The sequence below is a fragment of the Spirosoma sordidisoli genome (assembly GCF_004138325.1).
Lineage (GTDB): Bacteria > Bacteroidota > Bacteroidia > Cytophagales > Spirosomataceae > Spirosoma > Spirosoma sordidisoli.
This window is the reverse complement of sequence record NZ_SBLB01000001.1, coordinates 1,640,622-1,657,452: the sequence shown is the minus strand read 5'-3', so window position 1 is coordinate 1,657,452 and position 16,831 is coordinate 1,640,622. Positions and strand designations below refer to the sequence as shown.

At 56.2% G+C, this 16,831-nt stretch carries 12 protein-coding genes; 4 read left to right on the top strand and 8 right to left on the bottom strand.

Annotation, left to right across the window (positions count from 1 at the left end):
• Positions 1 to 41: 41 nt before the first annotated feature.
• Genes EQG79_RS07105 through EQG79_RS07095 form a run of 3 tightly spaced genes read right to left on the bottom strand, consistent with a single transcriptional unit; the run spans position 42 to position 4,171 of the window.
• Entirely contained in the window at positions 42 to 1,970 is a 1,929-nt protein-coding gene (locus EQG79_RS07105; RefSeq protein WP_129600898.1) for a DNA polymerase III subunit gamma/tau, read from the bottom strand.
• Positions 1,971 to 1,999: 29 nt separating this feature from the next.
• Positions 2,000 to 2,797: an ion transporter gene (locus tag EQG79_RS07100; protein ID WP_077920916.1), complete on the bottom strand. Its 798-nt coding sequence runs from the start codon at positions 2,795 to 2,797 to the stop codon at positions 2,000 to 2,002.
• 54 nt (positions 2,798 to 2,851) lie between these two features.
• Positions 2,852 to 4,171, bottom strand: coding sequence for an MFS transporter (locus tag EQG79_RS07095; RefSeq protein WP_129600895.1), 1,320 nt, complete (start codon positions 4,169 to 4,171; stop codon positions 2,852 to 2,854).
• Positions 4,172 to 4,530: 359 nt separating this feature from the next.
• Between EQG79_RS07095 and EQG79_RS07090 the strand changes: the two genes are divergently transcribed.
• Entirely contained in the window at positions 4,531 to 5,241 is a 711-nt protein-coding gene (locus EQG79_RS07090) for a GNAT family N-acetyltransferase (RefSeq protein WP_077920794.1), read from the top strand.
• A gap of 219 nt (positions 5,242 to 5,460) precedes the next feature.
• The gene (locus tag EQG79_RS07085) at positions 5,461 to 6,444 is read left to right on the top strand and encodes a GlxA family transcriptional regulator (RefSeq protein ID WP_077920795.1); all 984 of its coding nucleotides are present in this window, start codon (positions 5,461 to 5,463) and stop codon (positions 6,442 to 6,444) included.
• A gap of 7 nt (positions 6,445 to 6,451) precedes the next feature.
• On the opposite strand, the gene EQG79_RS07080 is transcribed toward EQG79_RS07085, so the two are convergent.
• Positions 6,452 to 8,509: a penicillin acylase family protein gene (locus EQG79_RS07080; RefSeq protein WP_129600891.1), complete on the bottom strand. Its 2,058-nt coding sequence runs from the start codon at positions 8,507 to 8,509 to the stop codon at positions 6,452 to 6,454.
• A gap of 416 nt (positions 8,510 to 8,925) precedes the next feature.
• On the opposite strand from EQG79_RS07080, the gene EQG79_RS07075 reads away from it, so the two are divergent.
• A complete protein-coding gene (locus EQG79_RS07075) occupies positions 8,926 to 9,273 on the top strand; it encodes a hypothetical protein (protein ID WP_077920797.1) in 348 nt (115 codons plus the stop codon).
• Between the two features lie 142 nt (positions 9,274 to 9,415).
• On the top strand, positions 9,416 to 10,723 hold the full coding sequence (locus tag EQG79_RS07070) for a cryptochrome/photolyase family protein (RefSeq protein ID WP_077920798.1): 1,308 nt from the start codon (positions 9,416 to 9,418) through the stop codon (positions 10,721 to 10,723).
• Positions 10,724 to 10,748: 25 nt separating this feature from the next.
• Here EQG79_RS07070 and EQG79_RS07065 read toward each other — a convergent pair whose 3' ends face one another.
• From EQG79_RS07065 to recQ, 4 genes are all read right to left on the bottom strand, one after another.
• Positions 10,749 to 11,984 carry a lytic transglycosylase domain-containing protein gene (locus EQG79_RS07065; RefSeq protein WP_240699291.1) on the bottom strand — a complete coding sequence of 412 codons (1,236 nt, stop codon included), beginning with the start codon at positions 11,982 to 11,984 and terminating at the stop codon, positions 10,749 to 10,751.
• Positions 11,985 to 12,047: 63 nt separating this feature from the next.
• Positions 12,048 to 13,094 carry a lytic transglycosylase domain-containing protein gene (locus EQG79_RS07060; RefSeq protein ID WP_317126237.1) on the bottom strand — a complete coding sequence of 349 codons (1,047 nt, stop codon included), beginning with the start codon at positions 13,092 to 13,094 and terminating at the stop codon, positions 12,048 to 12,050.
• A gap of 349 nt (positions 13,095 to 13,443) precedes the next feature.
• Positions 13,444 to 14,499 carry a lytic transglycosylase domain-containing protein gene (locus EQG79_RS07055; protein WP_129601156.1) on the bottom strand — a complete coding sequence of 352 codons (1,056 nt, stop codon included), beginning with the start codon at positions 14,497 to 14,499 and terminating at the stop codon, positions 13,444 to 13,446.
• A 183-nt stretch (positions 14,500 to 14,682) separates the two neighbouring features.
• Complete coding sequence (gene recQ / locus EQG79_RS07050) at positions 14,683 to 16,815, bottom strand: DNA helicase RecQ (RefSeq protein WP_129600888.1); 2,133 nt, start codon at positions 16,813 to 16,815, stop codon at positions 14,683 to 14,685.
• Positions 16,816 to 16,831 lie beyond the last annotated feature (16 nt).

Sequence of the window (16,831 nt, the reverse complement as noted above, 5' to 3'; positions counted from 1 at the left end):
CGGAGGTCCCCCGTTGCTGCGTTGATTTCGGTAGCTTCCGGTTAGTAGTCGACCTCCAGGTTGAGGGCCTGACGCAGGTCGTGCAGGGCCGGGTTTTTCTCGGCCAGGTAGTTGTACTTATCCTGCGGGCTGTAAATCATTTTCTTCACTTCCTGAAGTCTGACTTCGTGTTCAACCTGTACCTGGCTATTCTGGAGCTGGTTGCGCAGGTAAGTGACCAGCTCTACTTTGAAGTCGTTCAGGATGCCTACCTGCAGGGTGTTGTCGAGCGTTAGCCGAACGGTCAAGCCGTCGAGTTCAATGTCGCGGTTCAGGATCAGCTGTTCGCTGGCCGAGTCATTCTGTTGCTGGCGAAGCCGGGCAAACGACACCCAGGCTGACCGTAGCTGATCGAAATCAAACGGTTTGTCAGGCCGGGTGGGGGCTGCCGGAGTGTCGGTCTCGGCTTCGGTCGCTGGCCGGGCCATGGTGGTGGTCAGCGGCACCGTCGACCGGAGCTTGCTGGTAGCGGGTCGCGCGGGCGGAACCAGGGCGGGCTTGGTCGGGCGGTCGGCGGTAGCGGCAACCGGAACGGGGGCTATGGGCACCGGCTCGACTGGTCGCCGGTCAGGGACGGGGGGCGCATACGAGGTTGGGCTGGTCGGCTGGCCGTTAGCGGGCGTTGTGGGGTGGTACCCATTGACGGGTTCGCTCGTAAACGGGTGTGACTCGATCAGGACGGGTGGGTCGGGTGCAGGGCTATCAGGCGTGGGCTGTAGCTGGCTGCGGGTCGGTCCGTCGTTTTTTTTTTCGCCGGCGGGGTCTCCGCTGGCAGGGTGGCTGGTTGGGTGCGATCCGTTTGTCGACAGAGTCGGTATCGCTTCCCAGTCCAGTACGTTGCGCAGGTTGGCCAGCTTCATCAGCCACAGTTCGGTATGCAGCCGCTGGTCTTTGGCCGCTTTGTAGTTCATGTCGCACTGACCGCCCAGGCTGAGTGCCGACAGCAGAAACGACATAGGGGCGCGGGCTGCCTGGTCGAGGTACTGCCGCCGAACGTTTTCCGTTACCTGAAGCAGCTGAACCGTGGCCGCATCCTTACAGACGAGCAGGTCGCGGAAGTGGCGGCACATGCCAACGATAAACTGGTGACCGTCAAATCCTTTGCGCAAAATCTCATCGACCGTCAGCAGGCTTTGCGGCAGGTTACCCGCCAGCAGCAGATCGGTCAGTTTGAAGTAGTAGTCGTAGTCGAGAATGTGCAGGTTGTCCAGCACGTCCTTGTACCGAATGATTCGGTCGGCTGCGAAGGTTACGTTGAGGTCGAACATCGACAGCGCATCCCGCAGGCCGCCGTCGGCTTTCTGGGCAATCAGGTCCAGCGCTTCGGATTCGGCGGTGATGCCTTCCTGGCTGGCTATTTTGGCCAGATGCCCGGCAATGTGTTCCGGCTGTATCCGGTTGAAATCGAAGATCTGGCAGCGCGACAGAATCGTGGGCAGAATCTTGTGTTTCTCGGTGGTGGCCAGAATGAAAATGGCGTAGGCCGGCGGCTCTTCCAGTGTTTTCAGGAAGGCGTTGAAAGCCGCCGACGAGAGCATGTGCACCTCGTCAATGATATAAATTTTGTATTTGCCCGACTGGGGTGGATAGCGTACCTGATCGATCAGGTTCCGGATATCCTCGACCGAGTTGTTCGAGGCCGCGTCGAGTTCGTGAATATTGAAGGAAGCATTTTGGGAAAAGCTGACGCACGACTCGCACTGGTCGCAGGCCTCGCCCTCGGGCGTCAGGTTTTGGCAATTGATGGTCTTGGCCAGAATCCGGGCGCAGGTGGTCTTGCCAACCCCGCGCGGCCCGCAGAAAAGAAACGCCGAGGCTAAATGATTGGTCCTGATGGCATTCTTGAGGGTAGTCGTAATATGCTCCTGACCCACGACGGTATCGAAGGTAGCGGGGCGGTACTTGCGGGCCGAGACCACGAAATTTTCCATACTGCAAGTTAGCAGGTCGGGGTCGGATTTCAAATCTCCGCCCCACAATGTGGACAGCGTTGCCGGGGGCTGCCTTTGCGGGTTCGCATGTGTTCCGAGAAACCCGATACCAGGATACTGGTTGGTAGTGCAAACAGCATAATACCCATCATAGCGGACAGACCACCAATGAGTTGGCCCAGGGGCGACACCGGGTAAACGTCGCCGTAACCGACGGTGGTCATGGCGCTGGCCCCCCACCACATCGTAGCCGGAATGCTGCTGAATTTATCGGGCTGAATGGGGTGCTCTACATAATACATGACGCTCGATACGATGATGAGCATGAACACCACGAAGGTGAGCACCAGAATCAGCTCTTCTTTCTTATCGTTGATGACGGCCGCAATGACCCGGAAGGCGTGCGAGTATTTCGAGATACGAAACAGCCGGAAAATGCGGAACAGGCGCAGAATCCGCACAACGGCCAGGTCGGTAGCAAACAGCGTAAAGTAGAACGGGAAAATAGCCAGCAGGTCGATAATAGCCCGGGTCGAGACAATGTACCGAAGCCGTCCCCAGAACCAGTGATGGTACCGCTCGTTCTCGACGCATACCCACAGCCGAACCAGGTATTCGATTGTAAAGAACCCGACCGAAAACAGCTCAAAGTCGTAGAAAAGCCGTTCGTAGCGCCGGTTATAATCGGGCACCGTATGCAACACGATGGCAAGAGCGTTCAGCGTAATGATCGACAGTAGTACGCTGTTAAAAATCAGGCTGATACCCCGGCGTTTGCCCGTCGAGGTTTCCAGAATCCGGTAAAGATTTTTGCGGAGGGTAAGCATGGCCGTACGGTTGGTCTATCGCAAGCTACGCACCAAATTCATAACGTGCCAGACTCACCTGGAGCCAGCCCGTCTTATTGTGAGCAGCAGGATAGTAGCCGCCCCTGCCGCCAGTAAACCGGCCCCCAACCCAATGGTCGGAGCCGCCAGATGCAGCAGGGCATTGCCCGCCAGAAACGTACCCGCAATGTCGCAGAGGTTCACAAAAGCCATGTAGGTAGTAAACTGGGAGCCTTCGACGCCTTTCCGGCAAATGGCCATCAGAACGGGCATGGCGGCCGCACTGATGGCCGGGTCCATGAAATAAAGGGCGACCAGCCCCGTCTGGGCCAGCGGCCGCTGTATCCACTGCGCCGACAGCAGGTTGAACCCCAGCAGATAGAGGGCAACCATGAATACCATCAGCACCAGCAGTCGGCGCGCTCCGACCCGGTCGGCCAGATACCCGCCGGTCAGGGCAATCATGGTAGCGACCACCATGCCGTACGTCCCCGTCAGTACCGACAGGTCTTCGTCTTTCCAACCCAGGTTGTCGATCAGGTGGTGATTATAAGCCCGGGCAAAGAGCGATACGCTGGTATAAGCCATCAGGATAGCGCCGAACAGCAGGATACTCTGTCGGGAGAGAAGTCCTCTGAACAACTCGGTTATCAGCCAGCGGAACGTATAGTCAGGCTGCTCAGCCTGGCGGACAACCGGTTTCGGCGGGCGTTGGCTGCTGCGCCGGGTCCAGGATGGAAACAGCTGATCGCCGGGTCGTTCGCGGATGAACAGCATCAGCAGGACGCCTGTCAGCAAACAGCCCACCTGCGCCAGGGCCGCCCCATGAAACCCGTATCGGCGCAGGAGTACGGCAAAAACGGCCGCCCCAATGCCGGTACCGATGAGAAACCCGGCTCGCATGAAGGCATTGACGCGGCCCCGTTCGTCATCAGGAATAACGGTAATGGCCATGGCATCGACGCTGGCGTCCTGAATGGCGGCAAATACACTCCGGGCGCAGAACAACCAGCCCAGCAGGCCAATGTCGGCCACCGGATTACGTACGGCCAGTAAGCTACAGGAAGCCAGCACGGTCATCAGCTGCGACCCCACCACCCAGGGCTTGCGACGGCCCAGGGGCGAGTGCTGAAAACGGTCGATGAGCGGACCCCAGATAAACTGAAACGCCCATGGCAATCCGATGATGGCAATGAATGAACCAACCCGGTCGGGGCTGACCCCTTCGGCCGTAAAATAGTTGGCCAGCGCCGTCAGGTAGAAGCCCGACGGAATGCCCTGCATGACGTACAGATAGAAAAAAACACCGTAGCGAAGCGGTCGGCTCTGGCTGAGTGTCAGGGCATAAGCAGGCGGGGTAAAAGACGGAGCCATTCGTAACGTTGACAGCGGATCGGCATGATTCGTGATGCCGCGAACTAGCTGTACTCGCTGTCGTGGACTTATGTTTTTGCCAGTTGCGAACTATCCTGTAAAAAAACCGTTTAATCTATTGCACGACCCGGATAATATCCCGAACATTGTCCGCGTTATTTGCGCACAACCGATGGCCAAGCTCGTTTTCATACCGACCTTCTTCCATACTACGCCATTTCGGTTTAGGTCCGAAAGGACCATATAGCTCTGTCTGCCTACGTGGTGGACTCCCCTCGTCTTTTTTTCTAACTTTTTTTGTAACCCCTACGGATCACACCGTCTCCGCGTTGCGGCTCATACCCGCCTGATAAACGACGATGATAACGCCCGAAATAGTCAACGATCAATACATGGTGCAGGTTGCCAGCGAAAACCACCTGCAACTGGCCGAAACAATCTGCCGCGAAATGGAAGAAAGCGCCAAGGCCCGGGGAACCGGTATTGCCAAGCGTTCGCCCATTTACGTTATGGAAAAAATGCTCGAAGGTAAGGCCATTGTGGCCACTACGCTGGCGGGCGAATGGGTTGGGTTTTGCTATATCGAAACCTGGGAACACGGTAAGTTCGTAGCCAACTCCGGCCTTATTGTTCGTCCCGAGCATCGGAAGAGCGGCATAGCTACGCGCATCAAAGCCAAGGCGTTCGAGCTGTCGCGGAGTCGCTTTCCCAACGCCAAGATCATTGGTATTACCACTAGCCTGGCCGTAATGAAGATCAACTCCGATCTTGGTTATCAGCCGGTTACGCTCAGCGAATTGCCAGGTGATGAGGCCTTCTGGAAAGGCTGCCAGACCTGCGCCAATTTCGATATTCTGACCCGTACCAACCGCAAGCACTGCCTCTGCACCGGTATGCTCTACGATCCGGAAGAGCATAAGAAACCGGAACAGAAAACCGAGAACTGGAACTTCCTGAAAGAGTCGAAACTGTACGAGCGCTGGATGCGGATCAAAGAGCGTATCCTGCTCCGGTTACAGCACGACCGCTCCCGTTCCCGCAAAACCGAGCGTGAGTTGGAAACCGCCTGATCATCAGGACTTCATCATACCAGAAATGCATTCCGAAAAGTCGTCTTCAGCCCGCCTGAAGACGACTTTTTTGCGTTCGGAAAAGATCTATTCAACGGCCCGTTTTTCGGTTATTCTGGTCCGAAAAATGGATGGAAAGTAGCGCATAAATTCGTATTTTAGAGTGTCTGTACAGCGCAGCTGAAAAGCGCCTTTTCTTTCTCTATTCCTGAAAAAATTATGAAACGAATTTCGTTACTTGTTTACGAAGATGCGGTTTTGTCGTCGGTTTCCGGCGCTATCGACTTGCTGCTGGCTACCAATGGGTATTTGCAGCAATTAGGCAAATCGCCGGCATTCAGTCTAGAACTGGTCAGCGAAAAATCGAAGCATATTCAATTAAACGTACCCGCTCAACTGATCTGCTACAAAACGCTGGATGAGGTAACGGATACGGATCTTATCCTGGTGCCTGCCTTCTACGGAAGCCCCGATCTGGCCCTGGCCGGGAAAGCCGGTATGCTGGACTGGCTCCGGACCAAACACGCAGCCGGTATCGAGATTGCCAGTCTGTGTCTGGGTAGTTATCTGCTGGCCGAAGCCGGTATTCTGTCCGGAAAAGCCTGTACGTCGCACTGGATGGCCATCGATGACATGCAGCGACGCTATACCGATGTACAGGTTCTGGCCGATGCGGTCGTGACGGATCGGGATGGCATCTATACCAGTGGCGGGGCTTTACTATCGTGGAACCTGATTCTGTACCTGATCGAGAAGTTCTGCGGGCACGAAGTGAGTATCGGGGTGAGCCGTATGTTCAACATCGATCTCGACCGGTCCAGTCAGGCTTATTTTGTTGTTTTTCAGGGCCAGCGGCAACACGAAGACGAGGCCATCCTGAAGGCGCAGACCTTCATCGAAAAAAATTACCACCGGCCTATTTCCGTCGATCAGATTGCCGAACAAACCAATATGAGCAAGCGGAATTTTATTCGCCGGTTTAAAAATGCGACGCAGAATACACCGCTTGAATATTTGCAGCGCGTCAAAATAGAATCAGCCAAAAAAGCGCTCGAAAAAAACGCAGATGATGTAACCTCACTGATGTACAACGCGGGCTACAATGATGTAAAAACATTCCGGAAAGTATTCAAGCAAATTACCGGACTTACGCCACTTGAATACCGGAAAAAATACAGCCGCAGAAACGTAGCTACCGTCTGATGGTTCGCTACTGGCCGGGGTGATAGATGCGTTTGGCCGTGCGCAGTACCTCCTGCTTGTCCAGCGTCATTGGCTTTGTTTTTTGAGCCGCAAACAAGGCCATCTGATCCGTGTAGTGCGGGCTATCGGGACGGCCCGACGCGCCGAAACAGTTGATGGTTTCGATCAGCGGCAGGCCCGTCCGGGGAAACCGCACCAGCGAAATGTACGATTCGCCCTGGCTGCTCCGAACCTGACCCTGCCGGTAGGGGCTGGCGTATATGGAGGCCAGTACATCGGGTATCCCCCAGATCGGCAACTCGGTTTTGCCCCGAACATGTTTCTGGTAATCGCCCAGCGCGATGTCGGTCCGGCCGAAGTGTTTCCGGAGATAGGCCTGCACATGGCGCAGTCCGGCCGCGCAGTCGTCGGCCGTGAGTACCGTTTTTTCTGTTGTCTGTTTGCTGAGCTTATCCTGCCAGTAGCGATAGAAAACCAGGAAGGCTGCCGCGCCCTGGCTGTTGACGGTAGCCTGCCGGTTCCAGGTGCGTATGTTGTAGATCAGGTCGCGAATATCCGGATACGCATCGGGGTCCAGCTCGAAGAGGGCATTGGCGTCGGGGCCCTGGGCGTACGAGAGCCGTTTGGGAAGTTGCAGATCGTACTTTATGCGTTTGAAGTCGGCGTAGCTGAGCTTGTCGTACTGGCTGATTAGCTCGCCGAACCGGACGCTGCGGTTCGTATTCCAGCGCTCGTAGCCCATGGTCTGGTCAAACGCATCGGGGTCGAGGTTATCGGCCGGCGCGGTAGCGTTGAAAGGGGTGTTGTTCATGTTGAAGAGATAGCCGCCGGGTGGGTTCAGGTACTGCGGAAAGTCAGCCAGCGGCCGGAAGCGGGTCCAGAGGGTGCGTGAGGTATTGCCGGGCAAGGTGCCACTCCAGTCGTAGTCCGGGTTCCGATAGGGAATCTTGCCGTTGCTGACGTAATAGATCGTATCGGCATCGGCATAAACGATGTTGAAGCCCGGAATAGCCGTCATGGTAAGCGCCTGCCGGAACTCGGAAAACGAACGGGCTTTGTTCATCCGGTACCACTGCTGCAGACCCCGCAATTCCTGATTGGCACCGGTCCGGATGGCAAACCAGCCCCGTTTGGTTTTGATGGTAGCGCCGTACTGGCTCCAGTAAGCTTTCCGGCCGATGGCTACGGGAATGCCTTTGACCCGCAGGCGAACCCGCTTCTCCTCCAGCGGCAGCCATTGCCCGTCGAAGAAATACTGGTTAGGATGGGCCTTGTCGGTCTGGAGCTGATAGATATCGATTTTGTCCTGGTAGTTTACGGTATGGGCCCAGCCAAGGTGCTCGTTGACCCCGTGGAAAATCGTTGCTCCGCCCGGAAACAGGCCTCCCAATACGTTCCAGCCCTGTTCGCTGCACAAGTGGGCTTCGTACCAGGCCACGGGCCCTTCGAGCGGCTGGTGGGAGTTGATAGCCAGCATGGTCTGGCCTTCGGTGGTTTTGTTCCGGTGAACAGCAATGGCGTTGGAGCCGGTGTTCTTCATGAAGTCGACCAACGGTACCTGATTGCCGTAGATGCGCTGCAGCGCCTGGTCTACGCCCGATATAACCGACAGCGATAACACCGATACCTTCAGGTAATCGCTCAGCGTGACCGGAAACGATCCGCGAACCAGCACCTCGGCCGGATGCGCCCGGGCGTAATCGTTCAGGCCCTGCAGGTAGCCGGTAAGTACGGCTGTGAAGTCGGGATCCAGTGCAGTTTCGCCCCGTTCCTTTACCAGTTCGGGAGCGTGGAGCAACTCGACTACGTAATCGGCCGTGGCCCCCTGTTTCCCCAGATGCCGTCCCAGCATGCCTTTGGCGGGGAGTACCAGCAGCTGGATGGTCTTGAAATCATCTTCCGCATGGGCCCAGGCCAGCCCATAGGCTACTTCAGGATCGGTTTGGGCAAAAATGTGCGGTACCCCATACGCGTCGCGGGCAATGGTTACGCGGGCGGGATCGATCTGGGCAAACAGAGCAATGGAGGTAATGTAACAAATCAGGAAAAGGGCAGGCGTTTTCATGCAGGAGGGGTTGGTACCGCTAAAGATAAAGAATAGCTGTTACCCCATACCGGCTACACTACGGCTCAGGTGACTGCCTGATGCAGGCGGGCGTAGGTCTATTTTATCCCAATGTTAAGTCCACTCGACCAATTTGTTAACATTTGGGTAACATTGGAGAGCTGATCGACAAGGAAGTAAAAGCCGGGTGATGGGCGTAAAACACCTCTAAAGGGTATGTATGTGCCCAAAATCACGGGAACAAACGTAGCTTAGCTGTTGATGCAGGAAGGAGCTTACTGACCGCTGAAAATTTTTATTCACATTTTGATAACATTGGGTTAATATTTGAGTAATATTGACATAACATTAGTCCTTACGACTCGGCAGAGGGATTTGGGCGAGTGGGCATTGTTCATCTATAAAATAACGAAGTCATGAAAAAGTCCCTTTTTCTTCTTACGCTGGTAGGCTTCCTGGCGACGCAAGCCTACGCTACGCCGACAAAAACCCGCAAAACCAAAGCTCCCAAAGTCACGATGGAGCAGCAGTTAGCGAAGTACATTTCTTATCCCGACGCGCTGAGACCAAGTCAGCGGCCGGGTGTTGTTGTGATTCAATTCCGGGTCAATGCCGATAACGAGCTGTGTCAGCTTGAGGTATTCAGCCAGAATGAGCAGATAAATAATAGTCTTGTGAAGCAGCTGACCGGTAAGAAGCTGGCAGGGTACGGTAGCGATGCCGCCGAGCTGCATACCGTCCGTCTGCGCTTCCAGCCAGAATAACAGCGTTACGCGCTGGTAGAAACGGGTAGAACCAGTCCCATCGCAGGCCATACTGGCCGCGTTACGGCTCGGGGTTCTACCCGTTTTTTGTCAAACATTTCAGTAAAACGAGCGGTTGGCATGCCATAATCCGTCTTGTACAATGCCCCAACCCATTGCCCTCTGCTGGCTCCGGCGCGACCTGCGTCTGCACGATAATGCCGCGCTCTATTACGCGCTGAAAAGTGGCTACCCTGTTCTTGTCGTGTTCGTATTTGACCGGCTGATTTTGGATCGGCTCGAAGACCGGCGCGACCGGCGGGTCGAGTTCATTCACACCGAAATTCACCGGATCAACAAAGAGCTCATGGCGATGGGGTCGGGATTGGTAGCCCGCTACGGCGAACCGCTCGACGTGTTGCAGCAGCTGACCCAGGAATATACCGTAGCGGAGGTGTACGCCAACTACGACTACGAAGTATACGCCAAAGAGCGCGACGCCCAGGTTCGTGACCGGCTGGCCGAACGGGGTATCGAGTTCTATACCAGTAAAGACCACGCGCTGCTGGACCATGACGAAGTGCTGACCGGCAGTGGGTCGCCGTATACCGTCTTTACGCCCTACAGCAACAACTGGCTGAACAAACTGGACGATTTTCAGCTTCAGTCTTACCCAACCGAGTCCTACTTCCAACACGTTTATCGGATTGCCCCCCCCGAGATTCCGACGCTGGAAGCGATGAATTTCAAGCCCCTGGGCGAGTCGTATCCTAAACCAACGGTTTCGGCCGAGTTGCTGCAGGCTTACCAGAAAATGCGCGATTATCCGGCCCAGGCCGGTACCAGCGAGCTGGGTATTCATTTGCGGTTCGGCACCATCAGCATCCGTGACCTGGCCCGGCAGGCTAAAGCAACATCGCTGACGTTTCTGAAGGAGCTGGCCTGGCGTGATTTTTATTTCCAGGTACTCGATCATTTTCCACACGTAGAGAAACACGCTTTCCGGCGCGAGTACGACCGTATTCAGTTCCGTAACAACGAAGCGGAGTTTGAGCGGTGGTGTGCGGGCGAAACGGGTTACCCCATTGTCGACGCGGGCATGCGGCAGCTTAACGAGACGGGCTGGATGCACAACCGCGTCCGGATGATTGTAGCCAGCTTTTGCATCAAGCATCTGCTGATCGACTGGCGATGGGGCGAAGCGTACTTTGCCCGGAAACTCCGCGATTTCGATCTGGCGGCCAACAACGGCGGGTGGCAGTGGGCTGCGGGGTCGGGCGTTGATGCGGCTCCTTATTTCCGGGTGTTCAACCCCACGTTACAGGCGCAGAAGTTCGATCCCAAAGGCGAATACATTCGTAAATGGGTGCCGGAATTCAACAGCTTTGGCTACCCGGCTCCCATGATCGATCATGCGTTTGCGCGGCAGCGCGCCATCGATACGTACAAACGGGAGTTGGCACGCCCCTGAACCAGACCCGAATCGGGCCGTGGGGTTACAGTTTCCATTGAACAACCCAGCCGGGTTTAACGACCTTGGGGCAGGGAATGCCGGCGAGCCCGGTGCTGGGGTTGATAGCCGTCAGCACCAGCGGAATAGGTTGCCTGGTGGCGGGTGAAATGGCTTTGGTGGCGCGCAGGAATAAATTGCCCCTGGCATCAATATCATCAACGACCGCGTAGAGCAGGTCGCCCGCTTTCAGTTCGTCTCCGTCGACCGTGATATCATCCAGTAGAGAAAAAGCCCAGCTCTGGCCTATTTTCCGCTGCCCGGCCCGAACCAGCTTCGCCGACACGTCGCCGAGAAATACGGGTGTGGTAGCGGGTTTGTCTTTCAGTAACTGGGCCAGCACACTATCCATCACCAGGGCTTCACTCCGACTGGGCGGGGCTATGTCCGATGTTTCGATGGGAGTGCCTACCGGTTCGGGGTCACTATCCCGAAGCCAGCCCATGCGCCGGGCCTGCTCGCGTTCGGCGTCGTAGGGATTGCCGGCCGAAGCCAGCAGCAACCCCTGGTTACCGAGTCCGTAGGCCGGGTTGGTAAACAGTTCTTTCATGGCCAGAATGCGGTACAGATAGTAGCCCGTTTCGGCATTCATGGTCATCGAGTAGTAATCGCGATGCCCCACGCGGGTAATCTTGCGCTCAACCATACCGACGCCCCCGTTGTAAGCGGCAGCGACCAGCGTCCAGGAACCCAGTTTCCGGTACAGGAATTTCAGGTATTTACAGGCCGCTTCGGTCGACTTGCGCAGGTCGGTACGGTCATCGTTACCCGGATCGATGCGCAGCCCCATATCCAGCGCCGTCTGGTCCATAAACTGCCAGTACCCAACCGCTCCGGCCGATGATACTGCATTGGCCTGCCAGGCACTCTCGATCAACGGCAGATACTTGAAATCGTTCGGGATGCTATGCTTTTTCAAAATCGGCTCAATAACCGCAAAGAAGGGGGCCGAGCGGGCTTTGAGGGCGCTTAGATGCCGGGCATACCCCGAGCTACCGGCCAGGGCAATGGCTAGTTTGGCAGACACATCGGCCTGCTGGGTAGGCACTATTTCCCCGCAGAAGTGTGGCCGAACCAGACCCAGAGCCGGGCGAGGCTGCATAAGAGCCGTTCGGGTCGTACTTCCCTTTTTGGTAACCGCCTTCTTCTGGGCAACGGCCGCCGAAAACGACAGCACAATAAGGAAAAAGACCGGAAAGATACGTTGTGTTGCTGGCGTCAAAACAGTTGAGTGATAGTGTAACCCATTGACAACGAAGCGGAGCCGGGGTTTAGTTCGACCGGTCTATAAAGCTTTCCAGGTCAGAATCCAGCCTGACTTAATCTGGTCGACATCGGGTAATTTAATGCCGATACGTCCGGTGGAGGCATCAACGGCGCTCAGGGCCAGGTTGTAGGTGTGTTTCTCGCTGGCCGAATACAGTTTATCGGCCCGCAGGTACAGCCGGTTCGTTTTGGGGTCTATATCCTCAACAACCGCGTACAAAACGTCTCCTTCTTCTACTTCTTTGCCATCGGCCATACCGTCGCGGGTCAGGTGAAACACCCAGATTTGCCCCCTGATAAGACCTGTCGATTCGACCAGACGCGCCTTTATACCACCCCGGAACACGTCGGCCGCGTTGGGCAGCGGGATGTCCATATCGCGGGAGCTGGCTGTCGATGGCTGAACGGGCGTATTCAGGGCTGTGCGCGTGGCTTCGTCAACGACAACCTCCGGAATCAGCACCTCTTCTTCGCCGGTGTCGGGTGGAGTGGCCTCGCTCAGGTAGGCCATCATATGGTCCGGAATGATGGCCTGGTAAGCCTTGTAATTGGAAAATAATTCTTTAAACGCCAGAATCCGGTACAGGTACTTCCCCGTTTCGGCGTTCAGCCGGAGGTAATAATAATCGCGTTGCTGCTGTCGGCGGATGTTGCCCAGCAGGGCGCCGATGCCATTATTGTAGGCCGCAGCCGCCAGCGTCCAGGAACCCAGTCGGTTATACAGAAAGCGCAGGTACCGGCAGGCCGCGTCGGTTGACTTGACGAGGTCCTGTCGCTCGTCAGCACGGCCGTCTATTTTCAGGCCCAGTTCGCGGGCGGTAGCCGGCATAAACTGCCAGTACCCCACGGCGCCTTTGGGCGAAACGGCCAGTCCCGTAAGCGCACTCTCGACCAGTGGCAGATACTTGAAGTCGAGCGGTACCCGATGCTTGGCCAGAATAGGTTCGATGATTGGGAAAAAGCGGGTAGCCCGCTGCCGCATCTGATAGATAGCCCGGTTTTGGGCGGTGTTGCGTACCAGCGCCGAAACAAGTCGGCGCGCTACGGCTTCTTCATGTAAAGGCACTGACTCCCCGCAGAAATACACCGGCGGGAGCATTGACCGCAGGCCCGGATCAAACGTAGGTAGTACAAGTTCATTTCTTGCGTCTGCACCCGTATTCAGACCAGAAAGCTGCGGCCCGTACCCAGGATGAGACGATATACTAGCCACGACCAGTCCGGTCGCCAGTACTAAAGAGGCAGACAAGTTCATCGTACGGCAGGTAAAAGTGGTAACGCTCTAAGGTTGTGACTTAGATTTTAGTCTAGGGTTACACTATACTGTTACACTTTTTTTTGTTACTGATTAAAACAAAAATGGTGCCATCCATACAGGAACAGCACCATCAAACAGGATAAAATCAGAGCAGGATCTAGAGCCAGTCCCAGAAGTGTAATGGACGAATTCCTTCCCCTTTTTTCAACTGTAAAAAGCGGGGACGGCGGAAGCGAAGAACGGTCAGCCCCATCATCAGTTTCTTAATAGGCAACTTGTTGCTCGTGTCTTCGAGGCCCGCATCAGGATTGGTTTTGGCCGCGGCCGCCATCGCAATGAGTTGCTGGGTGTCAGAAGGAGTCTGGGTCAGCGCCCGATTGGGTCGTGGCCCCCAGGTCGGATCCGTATAGTCTTCGTCGACCAGCTCCACCGTTGGGGCGTCTTTGATCTTGCGCGGGGTGGCGAGTGGTTTATTCCAGCTTGGCAGCGGACGGGTCAGCTCGGCGATGGTTGAGTTCCGAAGCAGGAGCGTATACTGACGCGGGTTACTAAGCAGCTCTTTGTAAGCCAGAATCCGGAACAGGTAGTGGCTCGTTTCGCGATGCAGCCGGAGCCGGTAAAAATTGGAGTGCCCCTGCTGCTCCATGCGGTTCTGCACGTGGGTAATACCACCGTTATAGGCCGCGGCTACCAGGGTCCAGGAATCCAGTTCGCCGTAGAGCTGGTGCAGGTACCGACATACCGCTACGGTTGCTTTTTGCAGATCGTTCCGTTCATCAACGCCATTGCCAACTTTCAGACCGAGTTCGCGGGCGGTGCCGGGCATGAGCTGCCAATAGCCCGAGGCTCCTTTGGGAGATACGCAGTCATTGACAAGGGCGCTTTCGGCCAGCGGCATGAACCGGAAATCGCGGGGGATTTTGTACTTCCGGAGAATGGGATCGATGATGGGGAAGAAAGTCGATGCCCGTTTGCGAAGGTCGAACAGGCACTCCTGTTGAGCGCCGTATGTCCGGAGAGTTTGTAGCCACCGGCGCGATACGCGAGGTTCATCGACCGGTACTTCTTCACCGCAGAAATAGATGGGGAAAACGCGTTTGGTGGAGTCGACAACCAGCAGCGAGGGGTTGTCCAGGCCGTTCGACGACGGAAGTATTCGGCTCGTATCTGACCCGAAAGGGGGCAAACCAACGCCCGGTTTAAGGGCGGCCATGAGCAGTGAAAAGCCAACTTCTTTTATCAAAATAACGGTATTTGTTGTGACACATAGAGACGACAAAACCCGTGTGATTAGAACGGGTTTTTCGGCTCAATATGTACGAAGATACCTAGTCGGACGCTACTTACCAAACGGGTCATCTAAGAATTATCCAACGGTCCGGCCTGAATTTGTATTTTATCTGTTCAGAACCCCGGCTACCAGGGCCAGTTGGGTGTACGTATAACGACCGCCAAGCGCGTCGAAAACGGCTTTTAAACGACCCTCGGGCATACCAACTGCCGTAATTGCCTGCTCAATTTCCTGCTGTTCCGGCGGGGTTACCGCATCGGCCAGCAGGCCGTCCAGATCGATGTCGTAGCCCCCCCTGGACAGCTGAATCAAATGGCTCGCAATCGACCCCGGCGACAGCTGGCGTTCGGCGGCTATTTCATCAATACTGAGGCCCCGGTTGTACAAATCGAGCGTTAATAGCTGGGTCGATCCTTTGGGTTTTTCGCCCGACTCGGTCCGGCCCCGTACGTAGCTGACGATGACATCCAGAAACTGACGACCAAACAGCTGAAGCTTCCGTTCACCCACTCCACTCACGTTGCGCAGGGCGTCGGGCGTTGTGGGGCGCTGTCGGGCCATATCTTCGAGGGTCGTGTCGGTAAAGATGACGTAGGCCGGTACATTCTGCTGGTCGGCGAGTTGCTTCCGGATGGCGCGCAGTTGTTCGAAGAGATCGTCGCGCTGGGTTTCGGTTTTGGTCTTTGGTTTTTCGACCACCGCCTTTGGCACATCGTCGGGCCGGACGAGGTTGATCTTGCGACCCGCGTACAGCACCTGGTCGGCCAGAATGCCCCGGCGCAGCGCGTAGTGATTATCGTAGGCGATCTCGATCACACCGATGTTGATGAGCTGATGCAGGTAGCTCCGCCACTCGTCGAAGCGCAGGTCGCGGCCCGCGCCGTAGGTTTTGATCTGATCATAGCCACCCTGCAGAATAGCCTGACTGCGCGACCCCCGCAGAATATCGATCAGCAGGTTCATCGGTACGCGTTCGCCCGTTCTGACGATCGCCGACAGTGCTTTCTGGGCCAGTACCGTGCCATCGATGGTTACGCGCGGGTCGCGGCACACGTCGCAGTTGCCACAGGGTTCGGGGAGTTCCTCCGAAAAGTAGGAGAGCAGGATCTGCCGGCGGCAGGTGTGGGCGTCGGCATATTGCTGCATCCGCTCCAGTTTGGCCAGCTGAAGGTGGAGGTTAGCCGGGCTGTTTTCCGATAGCATGTCCTTGTAGGTAGCAACGTCGGCAAAGCTGTAAAACAGTACGGTCTGCGCCGGAGCGCCGTCTCGTCCGGCCCGGCCTATTTCCTGGTAAAAGCCCTCGATGTTCTTGGGCATGTTATAATGAATCACCCACCGCACGTTCGATTTGTCGATGCCCATACCGAAGGCAATGGTGGCGCAGATGATGCGTACGTCGTCGCGCAGAAAGGCATCCTGCGTTTTGGCGCGTTCGTCGGACGACATGCCGGCATGGTAGAAAGCCGCTCCGAAGCCTTTCTCCTGCAACTTGCCGGCCAGGGTCTCGCACGATTTACGGCTCAGGCAGTAAATAATGCCGGACGTGTCGGGTTTTTGCCGGAGCAGCCGTATAATCTGCTGAAGGCGGTTCTGGCCGGGCAGCACCTGCAGGCTCAGGTTGGTTCGGTTAAACGAAGCCAGAAAAACGGCCGGGTCGTTCATGCCGAGCCGTTGCGCAATATCCTGCCGGGTCAGCTTGTCGGCGGTAGCGGTAAGGGCAATGGTCGGTACGTCGGGGAAGTGTTCTTTCAGTACATTCAGCTGGGTGTACTCGGGTCGGAAGTCATGCCCCCACGACGAGATACAATGGGCTTCGTCGATGGCAAACAGCGACACCCGGATGCGTTTCAGAAAGATGAAAAAGGCGTCGGTCAGGAGTTTCTCGGGCGATACGTACAGCAGTTTCAGCTTACCGCTGAGGCAGTTTTCTTCAATGTCGCGCTGCTCCCGGCTGGTTTGGGTGCTGTTGATGTAGGCCGCCGGGATGCCGTTCAGGTGCAGGGCGCCAACCTGATCCTTCATGAGAGCAATCAGGGGCGATACCACCACTGTAACGCCGGGCAGCATCAGGGCCGGAATCTGGAAGCAGACCGACTTGCCGCCCCCGGTCGGCATAAGAACGACCGTATCCCGCCCGCTCAGAATAGACCGGATAATGTCTTCCTGCATGGGCCGGAAGCGGTCGTACCCATAATAACGTTTGAGAAAATCGACGGGCGATTGGTCGGTCAGTGTCATAGGAAACAGGCGCGTA

What these genes read in the sequence shown, in the direction of transcription:
- EQG79_RS07105 (WP_129600898.1), bottom strand. Translation starts at nt 1,970, where the DNA reads ATGGAAAATTTCGTGGTCTCGGCCCGCAAGTACCGCCCCGCTACCTTC.
- EQG79_RS07100 (WP_077920916.1), bottom strand. Translation starts at nt 2,797, where the DNA reads ATGCTTACCCTCCGCAAAAATCTTTACCGGATTCTGGAAACCTCGACG.
- EQG79_RS07095 (WP_129600895.1), bottom strand. Translation starts at nt 4,171, where the DNA reads ATGGCTCCGTCTTTTACCCCGCCTGCTTATGCCCTGACACTCAGCCAG.
- EQG79_RS07090 (WP_077920794.1), top strand. Translation starts at nt 4,531, where the DNA reads ATGATAACGCCCGAAATAGTCAACGATCAATACATGGTGCAGGTTGCC.
- EQG79_RS07085 (WP_077920795.1), top strand. Translation starts at nt 5,461, where the DNA reads ATGAAACGAATTTCGTTACTTGTTTACGAAGATGCGGTTTTGTCGTCG.
- EQG79_RS07080 (WP_129600891.1), bottom strand. Translation starts at nt 8,509, where the DNA reads ATGAAAACGCCTGCCCTTTTCCTGATTTGTTACATTACCTCCATTGCT.
- EQG79_RS07075 (WP_077920797.1), top strand. Translation starts at nt 8,926, where the DNA reads ATGAAAAAGTCCCTTTTTCTTCTTACGCTGGTAGGCTTCCTGGCGACG.
- EQG79_RS07070 (WP_077920798.1), top strand. Translation starts at nt 9,416, where the DNA reads ATGCCCCAACCCATTGCCCTCTGCTGGCTCCGGCGCGACCTGCGTCTG.
- EQG79_RS07055 (WP_129601156.1), bottom strand. Translation starts at nt 14,499, where the DNA reads ATGGCCGCCCTTAAACCGGGCGTTGGTTTGCCCCCTTTCGGGTCAGAT.
- recQ (WP_129600888.1), bottom strand. Translation starts at nt 16,815, where the DNA reads ATGACACTGACCGACCAATCGCCCGTCGATTTTCTCAAACGTTATTAT.